General features: G+C 74.6%; 17 protein-coding genes. 7 read left to right on the forward strand and 10 right to left on the reverse strand.

Going from position 1 to position 23,024, the window contains the following annotated elements; all coding sequences use genetic code 11:
* Nucleotides 1-104 precede the first annotated feature (104 nt).
* From P8T65_RS41255 to P8T65_RS41275, 5 genes are all read right to left on the reverse strand, one after another.
* The gene (locus P8T65_RS41255; protein ID WP_316730536.1) at nucleotides 105-1,337 is read right to left on the reverse strand and encodes a helix-turn-helix domain-containing protein; all 1,233 of its coding nucleotides are present in this window, start codon (nucleotides 1,335-1,337) and stop codon (nucleotides 105-107) included.
* 122 nt (nucleotides 1,338-1,459) lie between these two features.
* The gene (locus P8T65_RS41260) at nucleotides 1,460-2,512 is read right to left on the reverse strand and encodes an alpha/beta hydrolase family protein (protein ID WP_316730537.1); all 1,053 of its coding nucleotides are present in this window, start codon (nucleotides 2,510-2,512) and stop codon (nucleotides 1,460-1,462) included.
* Between the two features lie 21 nt (nucleotides 2,513-2,533).
* Nucleotides 2,534-7,027 (reverse strand): type I polyketide synthase, encoded by a 4,494-nt coding sequence (locus P8T65_RS41265; protein WP_316730538.1) that lies wholly within the window; start codon nucleotides 7,025-7,027, stop codon nucleotides 2,534-2,536.
* A complete protein-coding gene (locus P8T65_RS41270; RefSeq protein WP_316730539.1) occupies nucleotides 7,024-8,775 on the reverse strand; it encodes a fatty acyl-AMP ligase in 1,752 nt (583 codons plus the stop codon). Before P8T65_RS41270 ends, P8T65_RS41265 begins: the two co-directional genes overlap by 4 nt.
* Nucleotides 8,776-8,926: 151 nt before the next feature.
* Nucleotides 8,927-10,489: an acyl-CoA carboxylase subunit beta gene (locus tag P8T65_RS41275; protein WP_316730541.1), complete on the reverse strand. Its 1,563-nt coding sequence runs from the start codon at nucleotides 10,487-10,489 to the stop codon at nucleotides 8,927-8,929.
* Between the two features lie 166 nt (nucleotides 10,490-10,655).
* Here P8T65_RS41275 and P8T65_RS41280 point away from each other — a divergent pair, with 166 nt between their 5' ends.
* A complete protein-coding gene (locus P8T65_RS41280; protein WP_316730543.1) occupies nucleotides 10,656-10,796 on the forward strand; it encodes a hypothetical protein in 141 nt (46 codons plus the stop codon).
* A 20-nt stretch (nucleotides 10,797-10,816) separates the two neighbouring features.
* Nucleotides 10,817-11,998, forward strand: coding sequence for an aminotransferase class V-fold PLP-dependent enzyme (locus P8T65_RS41285; RefSeq protein ID WP_316730544.1), 1,182 nt, complete (start codon nucleotides 10,817-10,819; stop codon nucleotides 11,996-11,998).
* Between the two features lie 29 nt (nucleotides 11,999-12,027).
* Here the strand turns inward: P8T65_RS41285 and P8T65_RS41290 are convergent, their stop codons facing one another.
* Nucleotides 12,028-12,879: a sugar nucleotide-binding protein gene (locus P8T65_RS41290; RefSeq protein ID WP_316730545.1), complete on the reverse strand. Its 852-nt coding sequence runs from the start codon at nucleotides 12,877-12,879 to the stop codon at nucleotides 12,028-12,030.
* 31 nt (nucleotides 12,880-12,910) lie between these two features.
* Nucleotides 12,911-13,474 (reverse strand): hemerythrin domain-containing protein, encoded by a 564-nt coding sequence (locus P8T65_RS41295; RefSeq protein ID WP_316730546.1) that lies wholly within the window; start codon nucleotides 13,472-13,474, stop codon nucleotides 12,911-12,913.
* A 226-nt stretch (nucleotides 13,475-13,700) separates the two neighbouring features.
* Between P8T65_RS41295 and P8T65_RS41300 the strand changes: the two genes are divergently transcribed.
* Nucleotides 13,701-14,222, forward strand: coding sequence for a hypothetical protein (locus P8T65_RS41300; RefSeq protein ID WP_316730547.1), 522 nt, complete (start codon nucleotides 13,701-13,703; stop codon nucleotides 14,220-14,222).
* Nucleotides 14,223-14,269: 47 nt separating this feature from the next.
* Here the strand turns inward: P8T65_RS41300 and P8T65_RS41305 are convergent, their stop codons facing one another.
* Together P8T65_RS41305 and P8T65_RS41310 are read right to left on the reverse strand one after the other, a co-directional pair.
* The gene (locus P8T65_RS41305; RefSeq protein ID WP_316731883.1) at nucleotides 14,270-15,367 is read right to left on the reverse strand and encodes an SGNH/GDSL hydrolase family protein; all 1,098 of its coding nucleotides are present in this window, start codon (nucleotides 15,365-15,367) and stop codon (nucleotides 14,270-14,272) included.
* A gap of 346 nt (nucleotides 15,368-15,713) precedes the next feature.
* Nucleotides 15,714-16,094 carry a hypothetical protein gene (locus P8T65_RS41310; protein ID WP_316730548.1) on the reverse strand — a complete coding sequence of 127 codons (381 nt, stop codon included), beginning with the start codon at nucleotides 16,092-16,094 and terminating at the stop codon, nucleotides 15,714-15,716.
* 194 nt (nucleotides 16,095-16,288) lie between these two features.
* Here P8T65_RS41310 and P8T65_RS41315 point away from each other — a divergent pair, with 194 nt between their 5' ends.
* The 3 genes from P8T65_RS41315 (at nucleotide 16,289) to P8T65_RS41325 (ending at nucleotide 19,830) form a co-directional block, all read left to right on the forward strand.
* Entirely contained in the window at nucleotides 16,289-17,557 is a 1,269-nt protein-coding gene (locus tag P8T65_RS41315; protein WP_316730549.1) for a transposase, read from the forward strand.
* A gap of 43 nt (nucleotides 17,558-17,600) precedes the next feature.
* Nucleotides 17,601-18,239, forward strand: coding sequence for a DUF6629 family protein (locus P8T65_RS41320; RefSeq protein ID WP_316730551.1), 639 nt, complete (start codon nucleotides 17,601-17,603; stop codon nucleotides 18,237-18,239).
* A gap of 97 nt (nucleotides 18,240-18,336) precedes the next feature.
* Complete coding sequence (locus P8T65_RS41325) at nucleotides 18,337-19,830, forward strand: glycoside hydrolase family 3 N-terminal domain-containing protein (RefSeq protein WP_316730553.1); 1,494 nt, start codon at nucleotides 18,337-18,339, stop codon at nucleotides 19,828-19,830.
* A gap of 380 nt (nucleotides 19,831-20,210) precedes the next feature.
* Here P8T65_RS41325 and P8T65_RS41330 read toward each other — a convergent pair whose 3' ends face one another.
* Entirely contained in the window at nucleotides 20,211-21,491 is a 1,281-nt protein-coding gene (locus P8T65_RS41330; RefSeq protein ID WP_399103371.1) for a glycosyl hydrolase, read from the reverse strand.
* A 298-nt stretch (nucleotides 21,492-21,789) separates the two neighbouring features.
* On the opposite strand from P8T65_RS41330, the gene P8T65_RS41335 reads away from it, so the two are divergent.
* A complete protein-coding gene (locus tag P8T65_RS41335) occupies nucleotides 21,790-22,938 on the forward strand; it encodes a BadF/BadG/BcrA/BcrD ATPase family protein (RefSeq protein WP_316730554.1) in 1,149 nt (382 codons plus the stop codon).
* The last annotated feature ends 86 nt before the right edge of the window (nucleotides 22,939-23,024 follow it).

Genomic DNA, 23,024 nt, shown 5'->3' on the forward strand with positions numbered 1-23,024 from the left:
CCGAGTGTTATGGACGGGAATTCAGTAATCGCTTTTCTTTTTGCGCCGGGATGAGTCCGTGGTGAGTCCGTCTCGTGCGCCGACGTTTCGTCCTCTCGATCTCGCTACGCGGTGAACGTGTCGTCCTCGCGCAGTGCCTCCGCGCGCAGGGCGAGGATCAGGTCCAGGCGGGTGCCGGAGTCGTGCAGGGCGTCGCCGAAGAGCTTCTCCAGCTGCCGCAGGCGGTAGCGGACCGTCTGCGGATGGATGTGGAGGCGGGCGGCGACATCGGGCACGTTGCTGCCGCTGAGCAGCCACGCCAGGAGGGTCTCGGCCAGTCGGCCCCGGGGGCCTTCCGCCACCGCGTCCAGCGGGGCCAGCGCCCGTGACCGGAGCTGCGCGAGCATCGGTTCGTCGCCGTACAGCAGAAGCGTCGACAGATGGTCGGCGCAGCGCACCACCCCCTGCCGGGGCAGGATCCCGCGCCCCATCAGACCGAGTGCGCGGGCGGCCCAGTGCAGAGAACGGGACGCGTCGGCGAGCGGGACCGTCGGGCCGATCGCGGCGGGCCTGCCGCGCAGCGCCAGCGTGAACGCCCGGCCCCCGAAACGGCCGGAACCCTCCGGGTCGGGCACCAGCATCCGGGGTGGCCGGGAGCCCATGTCCACCAGCGCGCCCGCCGCCGCGAGCGGCCGTTCCGCCTCCCGCCGGTCCGGGGTGGCCGCCAACGCCACGACCGCGACCTGCCGCGGCACCGTCCACCGGGCGGCGTGCGCCAGGTCCCGCACCGCCTCCGGGGCCACCGGCCCCTCGCCGAGCAGGACGTCGAGCAGCCGCCTGCGCCGCCGCTCCAGCTCGTCCGTGCTGCGCAGCTGCGCCTCCGAGTAGCCGGCGGCCGCCGCCTCGGCGACCTCGTGCACGGTCCGGAACGCCAGCTCGCCCAGCGCCGCCACCACCGAGGAATCCAGGCCCAGTTGCTCCGCCGAACGGCCCATCAGCCGCCACGCGTGCAGGCCCCCCACCCGCAGCGCCGACTGCAACGAGTCCAGGCCACGGCCCTCCAACGCCACGCCGCGCCCCAGCGCGTAGTACGTCGCCGTGATGGCCGCCCCCTGTCCGTGCGGATCGGCGATGTGGTCCACGAACAGCGTCAGCGCCTGCACGACCCCCGAGCGGAGATGCGCGCGGAACTCCCCGTCCGCGGGCTGGGCGTACTCCGGGACCTGCCGGCGCACCTCCTCCTCCACCTCGTCGGCGACGGCCTCCAACTGGCCGCGCAGCAGCCTGGCGAGCTCGGGCGGCACGGGGGCGGCACCGGGACCGTCCGGTGGACCGTGCGGCGGGGTGGGGGCAGCCACGGCGGACCCTCCTTTCGCCCGGAGGCGGCTCACCCGCGGGCCGGTGCCCGTGGGGCGAGGGGCAAGTCCTGGGTTGGACGGACGCTCCCTGCGCTCCGTTCCGTGCCCCGACGGCAGCGGCCTCACGCGGGCACTCCCAGCGCACCGGCGAGCATCGGCCACGACGCCGTGAACTCCCGCTTCCAGTACGCCCAGCTGTGTCCTCCGCCCGCGTAGAAATGGGTCGTCACCGGGATCCGTAGCAGCGCCAGCCTGTCCGTGAACGCGTGGGCGGACGGCCACAGCGCGCTCTCGAGTGCCTCGGGGAGCCAGTCGCCGACGCCGCCGACCACTCCGCTGCCGCTCGACACGTACAGGGCGGTGCCGCGCAGCCCCGCCGCGCGCGAACGCGGGTTGAAGTCCCGCCAGGTGAGCACGTTCTGGAGGTGGTTGCCCCACAGCGACAGGGGCGCGAGTCCCTCGCGGGCCACGATGGCGCCCATCAGGGTCGGCACGCCGGGGGCCGTCGTGTCGAGGATGCCGCTGTACGAGGCCGCCGCGGCGAAGACCCCCGGGTGCCGTGCCGCGTGCGCCATGGCCCCGTAGCCGCCCGTCGAGACACCGGCGACGACCCGGACCCCGGACGCCCGGTACTGCCGGGCGAGCAGCGCCGGGACCTCCCCGACCTGGAAGGTCTCGTAGTCCGGGCCGCTGCGCCAGGCGGTGGGGATGCCGGTCGGGCCCGCGTCCGGCATGGCCACGATCAGCTCACGGCCTGCCGTGAACGCCTCGATGTCCGTTTCCCGGGTCCATGACGTGTGGTCGTCGTGCGCGCCGTGGAGGAGGTACAGCACGGGATACGTCCGGGTGGGCCGCGCGTCGAAGGAAGTGGGGAGGATCAGCCGCACCGGGGCGCTGCGGCCCAGGGCGGCGGAGGGGAGGGAGACGTCGAGCGTCCGGGGGCCGAGGCGCGTGACGGTGGCGGGGCCGGGGACGGCGGTGGGGGCGGTGGTCCCGGGGGCCGTCCGGCCGGTGCGCCGGGCGAGGGGCCGGGACACGGTCGCCCCGGCGGTACCGGTGGTCGCGGCACCGAGGAGGGCGGCCAGTCCGGTCACGGCGGCCGCTCTGGTGACGGTGCGACGGGACGGCGCGGCGGTGCGGTCGGTCCGGTCGCTGGGGTCGATGGGCTCGGGCACGGCGGCTCTCCTCGGCTCGGTTCAGGGGTGGTCGTCGGCGAGCTCCCACCGCAGATGGGCGGCGATCTCGTCGACGTGCGGGGGGTCGAGCAGCGACAGATGGTGCCCCGTGACCCGGACGACGGTCAGCCGCCGGCACAGCTCGTCCCAGCCGAGCGCCTCGTCGTCCCGCACGTACGCGGGGTCGCGCACGGTGTGCGGGGCGGGCTCGGTCGCCCGGTACAGCACCACCCGTCCGTCGTGGCGGCCCGGGCTGTGGGCCTCGCCGATCCGCAGGTCCACATAGGAGGTCCGCTGGTGCTCGAGGGCCGCGCGCGGCACGTCGACGGCCTCGCGCAGGGCCTCCAGCACGGTGTCGATCCGCGCGCCGTCGTCCTGTGTCACGGCCAACTCCGCGTACGGAAGCCGCAGTTCGACCCCGTAGGTGTCGGCGACATGGCGGGCGAAACCGGTGAGGTGGGCGCGGATCCGTGCGGCCGGCGTCTCCTCGGGGCGGGGGAGCGGGCGTACGGAGTCGATGAGCACCACCAGGCGTACGTCCCGTCCGGCGGCCGTGAGCTGCCGTGCCGTCTCCTGCGCGACGAAGCCGCCGAACGACCAACCGCCCAGCAGGCACGGGCCGTCGGGGTGCACGGCGGCCACGGCCTCGGCGTACCGCCGGGCCTTCTCGGCGACCGTACGAGCCTCGTCGACCCGCTCCAACCCGAACACCGGCCGCTCCCCGCCGAGCCGCTCGACGAGACCCCGGTAGACGTCGGTGGTCCCTCCGGCGGCGTGCACGAGGAAGAACGGGGGGTGGGAGCCGGAGGTGTGGAGGGGGCGGAGGAGGGGGTGGGCCGTGGCGGGGGAGCGCAGGGGAAGGGCGAGGGGGCGGAGTGGCTGAGGCGGCACAGGGGAGCCGGCGGCGGTGTGCGGCGGTGTCTGCCGCTGGACCTCCCCGTCCGCTGCCGCCTCCGCCGGCAGCGCCCGTTGGATGCGGGACGCCGTGGCCTCGACCGTGCCGGCGCCCAGCAGGTCCCGCAGGGGGAGCTCTATGTCGAACTCGCGCTCCAGGGCGGTGCGGACGCGGACGGCCATCAGGGAGTCCAGGCCCAGTTCGGCGAAGGCGGTGGCGGGGGTGATGCGGGCCGGCGGGTACCCGGTGACGGCGCTGATGTGGTGGCAGAGGCGGGCGGTGACGGAGGTGTCTTCCTCGGCGAGCCACGCCGTTGGCCCGAGGGCGGTGTGCGGGCCGGGACCGAGGTGTCCGTCCGGCTGCCGGTCGCCGTCCGGCGAGGGGACGGCGCGCGGGGCGCCGAACTCCGGCCCGGCGCCCCGGGACATCGGCCCTCCGGATCCCCCCTCCGCGGCACGGCCCTCACCCGCCGAGCCGTCCGAGCCCCGGACGCGGCGACCGGGGACCCCACGGTTCTCCACGGTCACCCGCACCCCGCCGAACTCTCGGCCCCCGGTGCCCTCTGCGGTTCCCCAGCCCGTTCCCGCGCCTCCCGCTCGGCCGTCCGTCCACCAGTGCCGTGTGTGCCGCCAGCGCGGCGCCGGCAGGTCGATGACGCGGCCCGGAGGGCGTGGGAGCCGCGCTCCGGCCGTGTGCAGGGCGGCCAGGCGGGTCAGGAAGTCGGCGGAGGTGTCGGCGTCCCGGTGGAGCGTGCCGAGGGCGAGGGCGCCGGGCGCGTTGTCCGTGATCGCCCGGGTCAGGACCGGGTGGGGGGAGAGTTCGACGAACACGGTGTGGCCGTCGGCGGCGGCCGCGGCGACCGCGCGGTCGAGACGGACGGGCCGCCGCAGATTGGCGGCCCAGTGCGCCGCGTCGAACAGGCAGTCGCCGCGCGGATCGTCCAGCACGGTGGAGTAGACCGGGATGCGGGGGAGCGCGCCCCGGACGTGGGCCAGCTCGGCCGTCAACTCCGGGAGCAGCGGGTCCACCTGGGCCGAGTGACCCGCCCCGACCACCCTCATCGCCCGCGCCGCCCGCCCCTCCTTCTCCAGCCGCCCCACCAGCCGGGTGACCGACTCCCCGTCCCCGGTCACCACCTTCTGGCAGGGAGAGGAGTGCACGGCGACCTGGACTCCCGGGAAGTCCCTTGCCAGCAGAGGGAGTTCGCTGTCGTCGAGGTCGACCACCGCCATCGCCCCGCCCCGCAGCCCGCTGAGCAGCCGGGCCCGTACGGCCACCACCCGGGCCGCGTCCGACACCTCGAGCGCGCCCGCGCACACCGCCGCGGCGACCTCGCCCAGGGAGTGCCCGATGACGGCGGCGGGCTCGACACCGTGCGCGCGCCACAGCTCCGCCAGGGCCAACTGCACACCCAGGAGGACGGGTTGGGCCACCGCCAGTCGGTCGAGGTCGCCGCCGGAGGCCAGGTGGTCGTAGAGGGAGAGCCCGCATTCGGGGGCCAGCAGCCCGTCCAGTTTCTCCACGACCGCGGTGAAGGCGGGCTCCTCGGTGAGGAGCCGGCGTCCCATGCCGGTCCACTGGCTGCCGTACCCGGAGAACACCCACACGGGCCCGCGCCCGACGACGTCACGGTCGCCCACCAGCACCCGCGCATGGGGTCGCCCCGCCGCCAACGCCCGCAGTCCGTCGGTCAGTTCGGCCCGGTCGGCGGCGACGACCGCCGCCCGCACCGGCCCTCGTCCCGCCCGTCCGGCGAGGGTTCTGGCCACGTCTGCGGGGTGCGCGGCGGCGCCCTCGGGCGTGTCCGCCCAGTCGGCGAGCCGGGCGGCGGTGTCGCGGACCCGGTCGGCGTCGACGTCGGAGAGGAGGTGGAGCCGGGCCGGGGCTTCCTCGGCCGGAGGCGGGAGCGGGGCGCCGGGCCGCCATTCCTCCAGTACGGCATGGGCGTTGGTGCCGCCGAACCCGAACCCGGAGACCCCGGCGGTGGCCGTGCCGCCGTACCGGGGCCACGGCTCGGCCTCGGTCACGACCCGCAGCCGTTCGTCGCCGTCCAGGGCGCTGCCCTCGGCGCAGTGCAGCGAGGGCGGGATCAGGTCGTGGTGGAGCGCGAGCACGGTCTTCACCAGCCCGGCGATGCCCGCGGCGGACTCCAGGTGACCCAGGTTGCCCTTGACCGAGCCGAGGAGCAGGGGCTGGCCGGGGTCGCGGCCCGTACCGAGGACGGCGCCCAGCGCGCCCGCCTCGATAGGGTCGCCGAGGGGTGTGCCGGTGCCGTGCGCCTCGACGTGGTCGATGTGCGCGGGGGAGAGCCCGGCTCGCGCGTAGGCGGTCCGCAACAGGTCCTGCTGGGCGGCCGGGTTGGGGGCCAGGAGGCCGTTGGAGTGGCCGTCGGAGTTGACGGCGGTGGCCCGGACCACGGCGAGGATCCGGTCGCCGTCCCGTTCGGCGTCGGACAGGCGTCTCATCAGGACGGCGGCGCAGCCCTCGCCCCGGCCGATGCCGTCGGCCGCCTTGGAGAACGGCTTGCACCGGCCGTCCTGCGCGAGGGCGCCCGCCCGCCGGAACGCGACGGTGACGGTCGGGGAGAGCAGCAGGTTCACCCCGGCGGCGATCGCGAGGTCGCTCTCGCCCGTGCGCAGACTGACGCACGCGTGGTGCACGGCCACCAGCGACGACGAACACGCGGTGTCGACGGCCATGCTCGGCCCCCTGGTGTCCAGGACGTACGCCAGTCGGCCCGCCGTCACGCTCAGCGCCCCGCCGGCCGGTGCCCAGGGGGCGACGGTGGCCGGGTCGGCGCCGGTGAGCTGCCCGTACTCGGGCGCGGAGACACCGACGAAGATGCCGGTGGCGCTGCCCGCGAGGGAATCGGCGGGGACGGCGGCGTGGTCGAGGGTCTCCCGCACGACCTCCAGCAGGATCCGCTGCTGCGGGTCCATCACCGCGGCCTCGCGCGGGGTGGTACGGAAGAAGTCGGCGTCGAACCCGGCGATGTCGTCGAGGTAGCCGCCGTACGGGAGTGCGTCGGCGGGCGGGTACGGCGTGAAGTCCCGCCACCGGTCGTCCGGGACCCGCCGGATCGCGTCGACACCGTCGAGGAGCGATCGCCAGTACTCCGCCGGTCCGTGCACCCCGCCCGGCAGCCGGCACCCGACCCCGACGACCGCGACCGGCTCACCGGATGCGGGCGCCCGCCGTGCCGGGGCTCTCGGAGCGGGGTCCGGGGCCGTCGGAGCGAAGTTCGCGGCCGGGACTGCGTCCGGCACCGGAACCGGCCGCGCCTCCGTGGCGCACACCCGTGCCACCAGCGCGTCCCCGGTGGGCGCCTCCCACAGCAGCGTCGCCGGTAGTTCCCGGCCCGTCGCCCGGGACAGTTCCCCGGCCAGGACGACCGCGTCCCGGGAGGACATCCCGAGATCCGCGAGCGGCCGGTCAATCGGAACCTCCTCGGTGGCCAGGCCGCTCCAGTCGGCCACCCGCGCCGCGACCAGCCGCCGGACCGCACCTTCCCCGCCGTCGGCGGACAGCCGGCGCGGACCGCCCCCGCCGGCCTCCGCGCCCCCTCTTCCGCGCCCGTCGGGGCTGTCGCCGTCGACCCCACCCTCGCCCACGACCCTCATCCCTCGCTCTCCACCGCGTAGGCACCCGCCAGGTAGCGCTCACGGGTCGACGTCCGCGAGACCTTTCCGCTGGACGTCCGGGGCACCGCCCCCGGCGGGACGAGGACGACGTCGGCGAGCCGCAACCCGTGCCGGGCGGAGACGGCCGCGCGCACGGTCCGCACGAGGGCGGGCACGTCGATGTCGGCGAGCGGCACCGTCCGCGCGTGCTCCGCGACGACGACCACCCGCTCCCCGGCACCGCCCGGTACACCGAACGCGGCGAGCCGGTCGCGCCGTACGGCAGGGTGCGCCTCCTGGGCCGTGGCCTCCACGTCCTGCGGGTAGTGGTTGCGCCCGTCGACGACGATGAGGTCCTTCAGTCGCCCGGTGACGATCAGTTGCCCCTCCAGGACCGTCCCCAGGTCGCCGGTCCGCAGCCATGCGCCCGGACCGGACGCGGTGTCCGCGAGCACGGCGCCGAAGACCTGCCGGGTCTGCCGGTCCCGATTCCGGTAGCCCCGGCCGACATTGGGGCCCTGCACCCAGATCTCGCCGACCTCGCCCTCGGCCGGCGCGACCCGGGACACCGGGTCGGCGATCCGGACCCGCTGGCCCGCCGGCGCACCGCAGCCGGCCAGCAGCACGGCCCTCGGGTCCTCGGGGCGCGCGGGCAGGGCCTTGCCGGCGGCCAGCGCGTCCCGGTCGAGCGCGAATCCGCGCAACGGCTCACCGGGCCGGGCCGCGCTGACGAAGACGGTCGCCTCGGCCAGGCCGTACGACGGACAGTGCGTCTCCGGGACGAGGCCCTGCGCGGCGAACGCCGCGTGGAAGCGGTCGGCGGTGCCGGGACGGACCGGCTCGCTGCCGTTGATCAGCGCCAGCACCCCGTCCAGGCGCAGCCCCGCCTTCTGCGCCTCGGTGACCGCCGAGGCGCAGTAGTCGTAGGCGAAGTTGGGCGCCGCGCTCAGGGCGCTCGGGTACGCGGCCAGCAGCCGCAGCCAGCGCACCGGCTCGTGCAGGAACGCCACCGGGTCCATGAGCACCGACAACAGCCCCCGCACCACAGGCGCCGCCACACTCAGCACCAGCCCCATGTCGTGGTAGAGCGGCAGCCAGCCCACACAGGTCGCCGGGCGGGCGTCGGCACCGTAGGCGGACAGCGCCTGGCGGGCGTTGGCGACGACATTGGCATGGGTGATCTCGACTCCCGCCGGGGTCCGGGTGGAGCCGGAGGTGTACTGGAGGTACGCGACGGCGGTGGCATCGGGCGTGGACGGCGGCCGTTCGTCATCGGCGGCCGAGTCCGGGATCCGGTCCACGGCGACGACCCGGACCGCCCGGCCCTCGCACAACTCCTCGACCTCCGCCAGGACTTGGCTCGTCGTGACGACGACCGCCGGGGACGCGTCGGCCAGCACCGCCGAGAGCCGGTCGCCCTGCCCGGGCAGACCGGGCGGATACAGCGGTACGGCGACCAGGCGGGCGGCGAGCGCCCCGAGGAAGGCGGTGACGTACTCCGTCCCCTGCGGGCACAGCACCGCGACCCGCTCCCCGGGCTCGGCCTCCGCCGCGAGCCGGGCGGCCGCGGCCCGCACCCGCAGATCCAGCCGACGCCAGGTCAGGGTGCGGTGGACGCCGCGCGACTGCGGCGCGGGATGGTCGACGAAGGTGAACGCCCGGCGGTCGGGAGTGGTCTCGGCCCAGTGGCGCACATACTCCGGCAGACTCCGGAACGCGGGCGCGAGCGGGGGGCGGCGGCTGTCCATCGGGCATGGCTCCTCACGGCGCGGGACGGCTTGCGGTCGCGGCGGCCACGGCGGAAGACGGCGGTGACGGCCGTGGCGGGGGTTCGGCTGATGGCGGCGCCGGGCGCGGGACTCGGCGCGCACGACGGGGCGCGCACGGGCGGAGGCGCGCTCAGAGCGGGATGTTGCCGTGGCGCCGTTCCGGCATCGGGGCCCGCTTGCCGCGCAGGGCGCGCAGGGCGCGGCAGATGTGGGCACGGGTGTCGTGCGGGGCGATGACGGCGTCCACGTACCCGTGCTCGGCGGCGAGGTACGGCGTCCCGTACGTGCTCTCGTACGCGGTGACCAGGCGGGCCCGCAGCGCCTCGGGGTCCTCCGCGGCGGCGAGTTCGCGGCGGTGCAGGACCCCCACCGCGCCCTCGGCGCCCATGACGGCGATCCGGGCGGTGGGCCAGGCGAGGTTGATGTCGGCGCCGAGGTGCTTGGAGCCCATCACCGCGTATCCGCCGCCGTACGCCTTGCGCACCACCACCGTGACTTTGGGGACGGTCGCCTCGGCGTAGGCGTACAGCAGTTTGGCGCCGCGCCGGATGATGCCGGCCTGCTCCTGGCGGACGCCCGAGAGATAGCCGGGGACGTCGGCGAAGGTCAGCAGGGGGATGCCGAACGCGTCGCAGAACCGCACGAACCGCGCGGCCTTCTCGGAGGCGTCGATGTCGAGGACCCCGGCCGAGCGCAGCGGCTGGTTGGCGACGACACCGACCGAGGCGCCCTCGACGAGAGCCAGCGCGCAGATGATGTTCGGCGCGAACAGCGCCTGGATCTCCAGGAGTTCACCGTCGTCGACGACCGCGCGCAGCACGTCCCGCATGTCGTACGCCTGGCCGGGCCGGTCCGGCACCACCGTGTCGAGGCACGGCCCCGCCGGCGCGGCACCCGGCGCGTACTGCGGGGGCCGCTCCAGGTTGTTGGCGGGCAGGTACGACAGCAGGTCGCGTACGGTGTCGAGGGCGTCGACCTCGTCGGCGGCGAGGAAGTGGGCGTTGCCGTTGACGGTGTTGCTGGCGCGGGCGCCGCCCAGCTCCTCGGCGCTGGTGCGTTCGCCGGTGACGGTCTCGATGACGTCGGGTCCGGTGACGAACATGTGCGAGGCGCCGTCCACCATCACGGTGAAGTCGGTGATGGCCGGGGAGTACGCGGCCCCGCCCGCGCAGGGGCCCAGCACGACCGAGATCTGCGGGATCACTCCGGACGCCTGGACGTTGCGGCGCACCAGTTCGGCGTAGAGGGCGAGGGAGGTGACGCCCTCCTGGATGCGGGCGCCGCCGCCGTCGTTGAGCCCGATGACCGGACAGCCGGTCTTCAGGGCGAGGTCCATCAGCGCGAGCGTCTTCTCCCCGAAGGCCTCGCCCATGCTGCCGCCGTACACCGTGGCGTCCTGGGCGAAGACGCAGACCTGACGGCCGTCGATCGTGCCGTGGCCGGTGACCACCCCGTCGCCGTAGGGGCGCCGGACGCCGTCCCCGGTGGGCCGTGCCCGCACGAACAGGCCCGTCTCCGTGAACGAGCCGGCGTCCAGCAGCAGATCGATCCGCTCGCGGGCCCCGTGCTCCCCGCGTCTCCTGGGCCCGACCGGCAGGAGGGCCCGCGTCCGGCGGCCCTCCAACTCCGCGATGCGGTCGGCGGTTCGGTCGCGGGCGGGCTCAGGGACCGGCTGGGCGACCGGCGCGGACACGCGGCCGGGCGCACGTTCCGCCACCTGCCTCGTCCGGGATGTCGTCACCTCTAGCGTCACAGCCACCTCCGAAGTGGCTTACGAATATGGCAGCGAAGGAGGGGGCGACCGGACCGATCCCCGTTCTGTTTGCGGGAGATGAGTCCTTCGGGGCCCGGGTTCGTCCGTGGGTGACAAGGGTCCGGCGCGACTCCTGTGTCAGGCCCGGTGTCACCTACGCCTGCGCGGGCAGACCCTCACCGACACCGGTATCACCGTCACCCCGAACGTCGACCAGCCGGGCCGCACCCAGTTCACCGAGCGCTGACCCGTGGGAAGGGTGAGGGCATGGACATCGACGCACTGCGCCGGGACACCCCCGGCACCGCCCACCGAATCCATCTCAACAACGCCGGAGCGGCCCTGGTCTCCCGGCAGACCCTGGACGCCGTCACCGCCCACCTGGAACTGGAGGCGACCATCGGCGGCTACGAGGCGGCACGGCAGGAGCAGGACCGCATCGACGCCACCTACACCGACCTCGCCCGCCTGATCGGCGGACGCCCCGACGAGATCGCCCTGTTCGACAACTCCACCCACGCCTGGAGCGCCGCGTTCTACGCGCTCACCTTCAAGCCGGGCGACCGCATCCTCACCGGCCGGGCCGAGTACGGCAGCAATGTGCTCGCCTACCTCCAGGCCGCCCGGCGCACCGGCGCGGAGATCGTCGTCGTCCCCGACGATCCGTCCGGACAGCTCGACACCGCCGCCCTCGCCGACCTGATCGACGAACGCACCCGACTGGTCGGAATCAGCCACATCCCCACCAGCGGCGGCCTGATCAACCCGGCGGCCGAGATCGGCCGGATCACCCGCGCCGCCGGGGTCCCCTACCTCCTCGACGCCACCCAGTCCGTGGGCCAGTTCCCGGTGGACGTCGAGACCATCGGCTGCGACATGCTCAGCGCCACCGGCCGCAAGTTCCTGCGCGGCCCGCGCGGCACGGGCTTCCTCTGGGTGCGCACCGAGGCGCTGGAGTACCTCGACCCGAACGTCATCGAGATCCACTCGGCGACCTGGGACGGCGGACGCGGCTTCACCTGGCAGCCCGGCGCCCGCCGCTTCGAGACCTGGGAGACCGGCTACGCCAGTGTCCTGGGCCTCGACACGGCCGTGCGCCAGGCCCTCGACCTGGGCCTGGACCGCATCGGCGACCGCGCCCTGGCCCTGGGCGCGTACCTGCGCGACCGGCTCGACGCCCTGCCCGGCGTCACCACCCACGACCTCGGCGAACACCGCTGCGCCATCGTGACCGCCAAGGTCGACGGCCTGGCCGCGACCGAGGTCGCCGCCGGTCTCGCCCGGCACGGGATCAACGTCACCACCACCTTCCCGGAGCACACCCAGTTCGACACCGAACACCGGGGCGTGCACCCCCTGGTGCGGCTCTCCCCGCACTACTACAACACCGAGGCCGAACTCGACCGCACCGTCGAGGTCATGGCCGACCTCGCCCGCACCGCACGCTGACACCCGACCGACCGACGGGCCGCCGTCCGTCAGGTCGGCGGCTCCGCGAGGAACTCCCGGGCGCCGCGCAGCCGGGTGCGCAGACCCCGGCGGGTGACCCGGCTGTCCAGCCGGACGTCGAGGGCTCCCCGCCGGGCGCCGTCGACCTGGCGTCCGGCGGGCAGCCGGGCCGGATCGAGGCCGTCGCGGCGGGCGACGAGGACGCCCAGCTCGTGCCGGGTGAGGGCGTCCGGCCCGGCGACGTGCCGCACGCCGACCACCTCGGACGCGGCCAGTTCCAGGAGCGCGGCGGCCAGGTCGGCCACCTGCACCGGACAGCGCACCACATCGGTGAAGAGCACACCGTCGCGGGCACCCGCCACGAGATCGTGCACATGCTGTTCGTGCACGGACAGCGAGCGGCCGTCCCCGATGATCAGCGAGGTCCGCACCACGACGGCGTCCGGTGCCAGCAGCCGGACGCCGGTCTCCGCCGCCGCCTTCGCGGCGCCGTACGGGGTGACGGGATCCGGGAGACACGTCTCGTCGTAGCGGCCCGCGTCACCCGAGAACACGGCGTCGCTCGACACATGGACCAGCCGGCAGCCCCGCGCGGCCACGGCCGCCGCCACTCGGACCCCGCCCTCGGCGGTGACCTCCCAGTCCGGGCCGCCGCTCGACGCGTTGACGACGACCGAGGGAGCAACCCGCGCCATCACCTCGGCCGGCCGCGCGGGGTCCCGGAGGTCGAGGGCGTGCCAGGAGACGTCCGGTGGGACGTTTCGACGGGTGTCCGGCGGGCGGGCGGCGTAGGTCGCGCACGTCTCGTGTCCCGCCGCCACGGCCCGGCGCGCCAACTCGCCGCCCAGGAAACCGCTGCCGCCGATGATCAGAAGCCTCATGGCGGGCAACGGTATGCCCCCCAGAAGTCCCTCAGGACTCCTTGCCGCGGCCGCTCAGCGCGTCGCGCATCCGGTCGACGAGGCCGAGGCCCGGCGCCAGGATCTTGTTGGCCGGAGGCTTGACCGGGGCGGCCGGGTGGGGGCGGGTCGGCGCCAGCTTCTTGGCGCGGCGGACCTTGTCACCGAGGTCGTTCAGCACCGAGTCGGAACAGGCCTTCGCCAACTGCGGGAAGAGATTGCTCTCCTCGTCCCGCACATGGTGGCGGACCTCGGCCATCAACTGCGTGACCAGCCGGTCGAACTCGGGGTCGTCGGCGGCGCGCCGCTCCAGGTCCTTCATGGTGCGCTCGGCGGCGGAGTGATCCGCCAACTCCCGGTCGGCGACCGCGTCCCCGTTGCTCAGGTGCTCGCGGACCGCCGGGTAGAGGTAGGCCTCCTCCGCGACGGCATGTCGTACCAACTCGATGGTGACCAGATCGACGAATTCCTTGCGCTTCGGGTCCCCGGAAGGCAATTCCTCGATTTTGCCGAAGAGTTCCGCCACCTCCCGGTGGTCCGCCTTCAGTTCCTCGATCACGTCTCCGCCGTGTGCCATTTCCGTCGCTCCTTGCCTGCGCGTCCCGGCGTTCGTCCCGGTCCGGACCTGTGGAGGTCAGTGAAACCCTCACCGTCCCGAATGCGTCGTATTGACGTCCGGTGAGTCAGTGCGGCGCACAGGTGTGGCCCAGGACACGTCCATTCCGTGGCCTGCGCCATTTCAGGGAGACCGGCGCACGACTACGTTTTGCCACGCGTTCCCCAGTACCCACGGATGGCCCAGCGTGCTCGCAGATCTCTCCCCTCTCATAGCGGCGACCACCCAGTGGCTGACGCGCGCCTACCCGGCGGGCGGCGGCGCGCTGGACGGCGCGCTCTGCGAGGCACAGGCCCGGCAGGCCGTCACCGTCGCCGCCTGGCTCCGCTATCCCACACCGATGGACGTGGCCCTCGTCGGCATGGCCGGACCGGGCGGCTCCGCCCGGCTCGACTGGATCACGGGCCACGACGAGACCCCGGCCCCCGACGAGTACGCCTGGCGGACCTGGGTCGACGAGGTCGTGGCCAGCTGGGCGGCCTGCCTCCTGGCCGATGCCGAGCTGGCCCACGCCGCCGTGGACGCCCTCGACGGATCTCCGCACGCGGTCGGCCCGCCCGCCGCCTTCCGCCGCCTCCTCACCCCGGACGACCTCGACCGGCGGGCCGCCGCGCTCCTGCGCCACCCCGACCTGCTCGCGCCCATCGCGACCCTGCACCACTCGGGCCTGCTCGACGCGCTGCGACCGGGCCGGGCCGTGTCGGCCTGAGCCCGGCCGCACTCGGCAGTCCCGTCGCCCCCGCCTCGGGGCGCGCGTCACCAGCGCAGCGGCAGCTCCGCCAGGTGGGTGTCCAGGAGGCCGGAGATGATCCGGTGGTCGTGGAGCGAGGGATGCCAGTCACAGCCCAGGAAGTCCAGGCCCGGATCGTCGTAGTACCAGTGGCTCACCCGGCCGTCGCCCCGCCGGCCCCGCTCCTCGACGATCCGCGCGGTGGCGTCCGCCAGCGCCGTGGTGTTCCACAGGCGGGGGGCGGCGACCACGAGGAACGTCCCGCGCCCGTACCGGGCGCGCAGTTTGTCGAGGAACCCGTGGTAGGCGCTCTCGTAGGCGGCGACCAATTCGGCCGTCGTGCTCCAGCGCTCCCCGGGGTTCAGGGGCGTCGAGAAGTCGTTGATACCGAGCCCGACCACGACCACCTGCGGACGCCAGCCGCGCGGCTTCCGCCAGACGTCGCCCTCGACGTTCAGCAGCGCCCGGTCGTAGTACGTACGGAAGTCGGTTCCGGGCTCTCCGCCGTTGTAATTGCGGACCATGCCGCGCCCGGAGAAGGCGTTGGTCTGGAAATCGGCGTCCAACCTCCGCGCGGTGAGCGCGCCGAAGGCGAGATCGGCATTGCTGTTCCGGTTGACCCCGCCGGTGCCGGAACAGTCCCGGATCTCGGAGACATTGCCGTAACCGGCGGTGTACGAGTCGCCGATGAACTCGATCTGCCGTCGCCGCGCCGGGGGTCTCGGGAGGATCCCGCCGCCGGGAGCCGCGACGAACCCGCCGAACCGGCCGGCCGCCCACGGGCTCTCCGTGCGCTTCACGACCCGAACGCGATGGACGCCGTCGGCGAGCCCGTCGACCCATGAGACGGTACGGCCCGGGGTGACGAGCGTGGCGACGGTCGCCCCGTCGACCTGGACGTCGTAGTCGTTGTCGGCGTCATCGAGGACCACCCCGACGCCGGTGCCGTGAAAGCGTCCCTCGAAGGAGATGCCGGGCCAGCTGTACCGGACGGTGCCGTCGGCGGCTCGCCTGACCCGGCCCACCGTCTGGAAACGGGCCGCCGGGGCATCGGCGGCCCGCGCGGAGGACACGGTTGGGGACACGACGGTGGAGACGAGGCCCGCCGCCGCTGCGGCGACCATCGTCCGTCGGGACAAGGGGCGCGGTGTCGTCTGCATGGCCGTCCCTTCGACAGGGGTCTGGGAGCGCTCCCATGGTGCGAGCGCTATCGAAGGTGGCCGCCCCGTGGGCCACCGTCAACCGTCGTGACGACATCCGTCACACAGCCGACCGGTGCGCCCGCAGGTCGTCAGGACGTCGTCAACTCCGTAAGGTCCGCCAGCAGTTCGGAGACGGCCACCGGTCGATCTCGCCGAAACGCGACGTGACGTACGAGCTCCGCAACTGTTCCGCCACCAGGGGCGCCACCCGCCGTGCCGATGCCCTCGGCGACGGTGGCGACCGTCGGCGTCGACCATCCGTCGTGGCTCAGCGCGGCCACCCCACCCAGCTGCCGGCTCTGCTGGGGGTCGTTGAGCGAGCCCAGCAGCATCGAGCGCAGGACGCGGTCGCGTGGCGGTCCGCCTCGGGGCCGCCCGCGCATTCGGCGAGCCATGCCGTCTCGCTGGGGACGAGGTAGGACGCGACGATCCGTCGGCGGGCGCTGCTCCGCAGGTCGGCCAGGGCCGCGACCACGGCACGGTAGGTGTCCTCGTCCGCGGCCGCGAGCTGCGCCCGCAGCCGGTCGGGGACGGCGCGCACGCGCCAGGCGTTCCCCGCGAAGGCATTGCCCCGCGTGCGCTCCACGTACGGATCGAAGCGGTGGCGCCCGTGCTGGGTGACGTGCACCTCGATGTCGAACAGTGCCACGGTCGCCAGGGCGGCGAGCACCGGTCCCCGTGCCGCTATTGGTATCGCGGAAGTGATGCGAACGCGTGTGCCTGTCATTGCTGGTCGGGGTGGTGGCTGCGGGATCGGGGGGCGTTTGTACGGCTGTCGTACCTATGGTCCTTCACGGGGTTCGGGACGACACGATGTTCCGGCCGGGTGCCTGAGGGGGCGAGATGGCGCAGGTGGCGGCGGCTGCGGAGACCGTGCATGCCCGGTACACGTACCGGCTGCGCGTGTCGTCCACCGCCCGCACCGCACTGGCGGCGGAATGGGACCGGTGCCGCTGGGTGTGGAACGAATGCGTCGCCAAGTCCAGGGCCGTCCACCTGCACAACAAGGCCACCGGTGAGAAGGCGACGTGCGGCCCGGCTCAGCTCGACAGGATGCTGACCGAGGCCCGCGCCCGTACGCCGTGGCTGCGCGAGGGCTCGTCGGTGGTTCAGCAGCAGGCCATCCGCGACTTCGGCCGCTCCCGCGCCAAGGCGCACAAGGACATCGAAGCGTGCCTGCCCATGGCGCGTCGGGCGGGGATGCCGAAGTGGAAGTTCAAGCGCGAGGCGCTGGCGACCCTCAACTACACGCGGCGCGGGTTCCGGCTGAAGGACGGGCGGCTTCATCTGGCGGGCGGCATCGTCGCAGGCGTGGTGTGGTCGCGGGACCTGCCGGCCGAGCCGTCCTCGGTGCGCGTGTACCAGGACAGCCTCGGGCACTGGTACGGCTCGTTCGTTGTTCCCGCCCAGGTCCAGCCCCTGCCGGAGACCGGCCGCGCACTCGGCGTCGACTGGGGCGTGAAGGAGACCGCGACCACCACCTCCGACGCGCACGACCTCCCCCACGTCGGGCACGGCAGGAAAGCCAAGGTCCACCTGACCCGGTACGACCGGATGATGGCCCGCCGCAGGCCGAAGAAGGGGCAACCGGGATCGAAGGGCTACCGCGAGGCGAAGAGACTGCGGGCGAAGGCGCACAAGAAGGTCGCCAGGCAGCGAGAGGACACCGCTCGTAAGTGGGCCAAGAAGGTGGTCCGCGACCACGACGCCATCGCCGTCGAGGACTTCCGCCCGAAGTTCCTGGCCAGGACCACCATGGCCCGCAAGGCCGCCGACGCCGCCATCGGCGCCACCAAGGCCGCTCTGATCGAGATGAGCCGCAAGCACGGGCGGGACATCCGCCTCGTCCACCCCGCGTACACCACGATGGACTGCGCGCTCTGCGATGCGAGAGCCAAGCATCGCCTGCCGCTGGGTGAGCGCACCTACACCTGCACCGCGTGCGGAACCGCGTCCCCACGGGACAAGAACTCCGCACGCGTCATGCTCGTCCGGGCAGGTCTCAACCCGGTTGGCGCTGATGGAACGCCCTCGGGGAGGGGTACAGGAGCGAGAGGCGCCGGGCGCGGCGGGTCCGTGTCGTCACCTGGCCGGGCGCCGCAGGCGACGTAGCGTGGGCGACCGGGCAGGTGGCGGTCGAGCCGGAGGCGGCGGGATGTGCTGGAGCGCGACGGCCGATCTCGTGGCGGGTGCCGGTGTCGCCGCGGTCGGGGTGACCGGTGTGGTGCTGGCGCGCGACCGGCGGGATCTGCCGCTCGCCGCGCTGCCGTTGCTGCTCGGCGCCCACCAGATCGTGGAGTCGGTGGTCTGGTCCTCGGGCGGCGGCAGCGGGCCGGCGACCGTCGCCTGGGCCGTCGTCGCCCTGCCGCTGCTGGCCGTGTGGGTGCCGGCGGGCGTGTGGTGCGCGGCCCCGGCGCGAGCCCGTCCCCGGCTGGTCGTCCCGCTCGCCGTCGGCGTCGCGACCGCCGTGCCGCTCGCTCGGGCCCTCGCCACCGGCCCGGTGACCGCCGAGATCCGCGGCCACACCGTCGGCTACACGATCGACCTCGCCCACCCGGCACTCCTGGTCGCCTGCTACCTCCTCGCAACCGTCGGCTCCCTGCTCCTCTCCGGCGACCGGCGGCTCGTCGTGCTCGGCGCCCTGGCCGGCGTCGGAGCCGTGGTCTGCTGGGCCCTGTGGCGGCTGGAGTTCATCTCCACCTGGTGCGCCTTCGCGGCCGTGTGCTCGGTGGTGCTGCTCGGCTGGGTACGCGCCCGCGCGAGAGCGCCCTCGCGAACGCACCGCAGCGCCTGACCTGACCCGACCTGGGCGGGGCCCTCGACGGCTCTTGGTGAATCAATCATCCATCGAACTGTTGACTTTCGGCTCGATCAGCCAGAGGATTTCGGAGGTGACACACTCCGCCGCCGGGCCCCTCGGCCCGGTTCTCCCCGCGGCCCTCGACGAGGCGGCCCACCGCTGCCTCGTCGCGGGCTTCGACGGTACGACGACCGTCCCCGACACCCTGAAACGGCTGATCGACCGCGGCCTGGGCGGGGTCATCCTGTTCACCCGCAACATCCGTGACGCCGACCAGGTCAGCGAACTCACCGCCACCCTGCGGACGTTGCGGCCGGACCTGCTGATCGCCATCGACAACGAGGGCGGCGGCATCGGCCACCTGGTCGCCGCGGGCGCCCCCGAGGTACCCGGCTCATGGGCGCTCGGTGCCGCCGACGATCCCGGCCTGACCGCCGCGTGCGCCGACGCCCTCGCCGGACACCTGCTCTCGCTCGGGATCACCGTCTTGTACGCCCCCGTCGCCGACGTCCAGAGCCGGCCCGAGAACCCGATCGTGCGCACCCGCGCCTTCGGCGGCGACCCAGAGCTGGTCTCCCGGCATCTGCGCGCCTGGATCGAGGCCACCGAGGCGCGCGGCGTGGCCTCCTGCGCCAAGCACTTCCCCGGCCACGGCGGGACCGTCACCGACAGCCACCACGAACTGGCGGTGGACCCGCGGCCGTACGAGCGACTCGACCTCGTGCCCTTCCGGGCCGCCGTCCACACGGGCGTGCCCATGCTGATGAGCGCCCATGTGGTCTTCCCGGCCCTCGACCCGGAGCTGCCCGCCACCCTCAGCCCGAGGATCCTCTCCGACCTGCTGCGTGGCGAACTCGGCTTCGACGGCGTCCTCGTCAGCGACGCGCTGGAGATGAAGGCCATCGCCGACCGCTACGGCGAGGCGGCCGGCGCCCGTCTCGCGCTCGCGGCCGGAGCCGACCAGGTCATCGTCGCCGTGCCGGATCTGGAGGTCAGCCTCGCCTGCCGGGACGCCGTGCTCGACGCGCTCGGAGCGGGCGACCTCGCGGAGGAGCGGGTGACCGAGGCCGCGGAGCGGGTACGCCGGCTCGCGCTGCGGTACGCGGTGCCGTACCGGCCGGGTGCCGTGGCCGCGTGGGACGCGCACGCCGGGCTGACGACGGCGCGGCGGGCCGTACGGAGCGGGGGCCCGTTGCCCCGGCCGGTGCCGGGCGCCCATGTCGTCGACTGCTTCCCACCTCCGCACCCCGCCCTCAACTGGGGCGGCGAGGATCTGCTGACCGAGGTCCGCGCGCTCGACCCCACCGCCACGGGGACGGCGGTCGCCGGGGAGCCGGACGATCTCTCGGCCGTCGCGGGGGAGGCGCTGCGGGCCGCCGGGGCGCGTCCGCTGGTCCTCGCCCTGTGCGACGCCGAGCTGTACCCCTGGCAGGTCCGCCTCCGCGACCTGTTGCTGACCGCCCGGCCGGACGCGCTCGTGGTCTCGACCGGGTTGCCGGAGGCGGGTGACGCGGTGGCCGCGCACGGCAGGGGACGGGTGAATCTGCGGGCGGCGGCCGAGATCATCACGGGCCGGACGTTCTGAGGGGCGGTGTCCCTCCGGGCACCGATGGCCGGAGGGGGTGCGCGGGTGTGCGGGGTGCGGCGGGCGCGGGTGCACCGGCGCGGGGCGTGAGCGGGTGTGCGGCGTCCGGACATCCCGCCCCGCCCCGGACATCCCGCCCCGCCCCGGCTCTCCCCGGCTCGCCTGCCCGCCGGTTTGTCGGTTTGCCGGTTCGCAGGTCGTCGGCTCTCCTGTCGGCTCGGGGTCCGGCACGCCTGCCGCCCCGTTCCCTCGCCGGTTTCGCTTGTGGGCCTGCACGCTCGGCCCCGGCCCCGTCGGCATGCCTGCCTCGGCCGGCCTGCCATCCCGCCCGCGCGGCCGGTCCCGTGGGCGGCGCCGGGCGCTGCGCCCGGCCGCCGCTCTCACTTCCCCTCGATCAACTCCGTGATTCCCCGTGCCGCCAGGTACGCGGTGTCCTCCGCGTGCTCCGCCAGGACCACCGCCGGGCGGGCCCCCTCCTGTCGTAGACGCATCCAGGTGTCGAAGAACGCGCCGCCCGGGCCGGAGACGGAGCGGGTGGACGGGGTGCAGTGCAGGACCAGGGCTGTCGTACGGGGCGCGGGCGAGGCGGAGGCGGCGCGCAGCTCGGCCACCGTCGTGGACAGGGCCTCCGCGATCGGTTTGGGGCGCCCGGTGGAGTCGAACAGACCGAGCGTGTACTCCAGTTCGGGGAAGTCGGCCAACGTGCGGTCGACGTCGTGGGAGCACCACCAGGTGACGCCCCACAGGTGGGTGCAGCCCGCCGCGTTCAGCAGGGTCGCGCGGGCGAAGTCGGGGGCGTCGGCGGCCGGGATGTGCGGCTCGGGGGCGCCGGTCTCCTGGACCCAGACCGGGCGGGCCGGGTCGGTGGCGTAGGCGGCGGCCAGCTCCGTGCCGTACTCCGCCAGGTGGTGCACCTCGGGTGAGCGCGGGCCGTAACGCCGGGCGCAGTCCGCGGAGAAGACCCAGGGGTGGACCGTGGTGAGGTCGCCCTTGCGGGCCGAGGCCTCGGGGGTGAACGGGTGGTCGTCGCCGTACCAGGCGGCGTCGTACGCCGAGTGGGTGACCAGGCCCCCTGCCTCGCCGAGCCCGTCCCGGGCGGCGCCGAGGAGGGTGTCGAGGTAGTGGTCGACCTCGGCCGCGGTCACCGGGTTGTGCTCGACCAGGTTGTTGAGCTCGTTGCCCAGTTGGAGGCCGATGAGGCGGGGGTGGCCGGAGAGGGCGCGGCCGAGCGTGCGCAGCAGCAGTGCCTGGGCCTCGATCGCCTCGGGGTCGGTGAAGACGTTGCGGTGGTGCCAGCTGCGGGTCCACTCGGGGTAGAAGTCGAAGCTCGACAGGTGGCCCTGGACGCCGTCCACGAGGACGTCGAGGCCGCACTCGCCCGCCAGGTCCACCAGCCGGACGAGCTGGTCCACGGCCGAGGGCCGGACCAGGGTGCGGTTCGGCTGGAGCAGGGGCCACAGGAGGAAGACCCGGACGTGGTCCAGGCCCAGCCCGGCGATCTGGGCCAGGTCCTCGCGCGCGAGCCCGGGGTCGAAGTCGTGCCAGGCGTGGAACCAGCCCTTGCGTGGGGTGTAGTTCACTCCGAAGCGGAGTGCGGGCGCGGGCGAAGGTGGCGTGCTGATGGCGTCCTCCTCAAGAGACGGACCTTGTCTCCGGCGAATGTATCAACCACCATGGACGGCAATGAATAGTGATTTGAACCAAGCCTCCGGGGGCCTGGCCTTCGAGAACCAAGCCTCCGGGACTCACCCGGCACGCGACCCCCGGTCGGTGGCCGGTCCCGGGCCGGTGGCGGATGAGCGGTCGGCGCCGGGCGCGTGGTCGGAAGCCGACGGGTGGTCGGTGGTCGACAGATCATCGGCGCCCGGTCGGTCGTCGGCGGTCGATGCGGGGCCGACCCCCCATGCGCGGTCGGCCACTGCTGCGGCACCCGCGGCCGATGGGCGGTCGACTGCCGGCATGGCCCGCGCTGCCGGTACGGCCCGCGCCGCCGACGCGGCTGCGGCCGCCGGGCCCGCCCCGACCGCCCACGGATCCCCGGGCGCCGCCGCGCCCACCCCCACCTCCACCGACCACTCCGCCCCGCCCCCTGCCACGCCCGCCCCCGTCTACGTGGTCGGTATCGACGCCGGAGGCACCCGTACGCGTGCCGTTCTGGCGGAGCTCGGCGGCGGGGCGGTGATCGGGGAGGGGGCGGCGGGGCCGGGCAACTCGTTGACGGTGCCCGGGCCGCTGCTCGCCGACCACCTGGTCGAGGCCGTCGCGCGAGCCGTGCCGGAGGCACTGCGCGGACGGGTGGTGGCGGTGGCGGGCGGGTTCGCCGGGGCCGGCCACCAGGGACAGGGCGCCGACGAGCCCGGTCGGCTGCGGGCCCGGGCCGCCCTGTCGGCCGCGCTCGCCCGGCTCGGTGTCACCGCCGCGTCGGTCGGCGTCCACAGCGACATCGAGACGACGTTCGCCGCGGCTCCCGGTCATCCCGCCGACGGGCTGGTCCTGGTGGCCGGTACCGGCGCGGTCGCGGCCCGGATGAAAGGCCGGGTGCCGACCGCGACCTCGGGCGGCGACGGCTGGCTCCTCGGGGACGACGGCGGTGGCTTCTGGATCGGCCGCGCGGCCGTACGGGCGGCCCTGCGCGCGGCCGACGGCCGCGGCCGGCCCACCGCGCTCGTCCTCGCCCTGGGCCGGGATCTGGGGCTGCCGGCGGAGGTGCTCCCGCCGGAGGACTACGGGGCGAGCGGGGCCGCCGTGTGGAGTGCCGAGCAGCGGACCGCCTACCGGGCCAGGTTGCTGCCCACCGTCATGGACCGAGCGCCCGTCCGGCTCGCCGACCACGCGCCCGTGGTGGTGCGCACCGCCGAGGAGAAGGACGCCGTGGCCGTCGGGATCCTCCAGGAGGCCGCGCGCCGCCTGGTCGACACCGTCGCCGCCTTGGCGCCCCGCCCCGGCGAACCCCTCGTCGCCACCGGCGGTCTGCTCGCCCCCGACGGCCCCCTGCTGCCGCCGCTGACCGAACGCCTCGCCCCCCTCGGACTCACCGTCACCCCGGTCGCGGACGGTTCCCCGGGCGCCGTCGCCCTCGCCCGCCTCGCCCACGGCCGGAGCGACTGACCGGACGGGCACCTGCCCCGGGCCCGCGCGGGGTTCCCACCCCCGGGCCGCACACCTCCCTCGGCCCCAAGCCCCCTCGCCGACAA

Source organism: Streptomyces sp. 11x1, from assembly GCF_032598905.1.
In the GTDB taxonomy this organism is placed as follows: Bacteria; Actinomycetota; Actinomycetes; order Streptomycetales; family Streptomycetaceae; genus Streptomyces.

What these genes read in the sequence shown, in the direction of transcription:
- P8T65_RS41315 (WP_316730549.1), top strand. Translation starts at nt 16,289, where the DNA reads ATGGCGCAGGTGGCGGCGGCTGCGGAGACCGTGCATGCCCGGTACACG.
- P8T65_RS41270 (WP_316730539.1), bottom strand. Translation starts at nt 8,775, where the DNA reads ATGGACAGCCGCCGCCCCCCGCTCGCGCCCGCGTTCCGGAGTCTGCCG.
- P8T65_RS41305 (WP_316731883.1), bottom strand. Translation starts at nt 15,367, where the DNA reads ATGGTCGCCGCAGCGGCGGCGGGCCTCGTCTCCACCGTCGTGTCCCCA.
- P8T65_RS41295 (WP_316730546.1), bottom strand. Translation starts at nt 13,474, where the DNA reads ATGGCACACGGCGGAGACGTGATCGAGGAACTGAAGGCGGACCACCGG.
- P8T65_RS41265 (WP_316730538.1), bottom strand. Translation starts at nt 7,027, where the DNA reads ATGAGGGTCGTGGGCGAGGGTGGGGTCGACGGCGACAGCCCCGACGGG.
- P8T65_RS41285 (WP_316730544.1), top strand. Translation starts at nt 10,817, where the DNA reads ATGGACATCGACGCACTGCGCCGGGACACCCCCGGCACCGCCCACCGA.
- P8T65_RS41290 (WP_316730545.1), bottom strand. Translation starts at nt 12,879, where the DNA reads ATGAGGCTTCTGATCATCGGCGGCAGCGGTTTCCTGGGCGGCGAGTTG.
- P8T65_RS41335 (WP_316730554.1), top strand. Translation starts at nt 21,790, where the DNA reads ATGGCCCGCGCTGCCGGTACGGCCCGCGCCGCCGACGCGGCTGCGGCC.
- P8T65_RS41320 (WP_316730551.1), top strand. Translation starts at nt 17,601, where the DNA reads ATGTGCTGGAGCGCGACGGCCGATCTCGTGGCGGGTGCCGGTGTCGCC.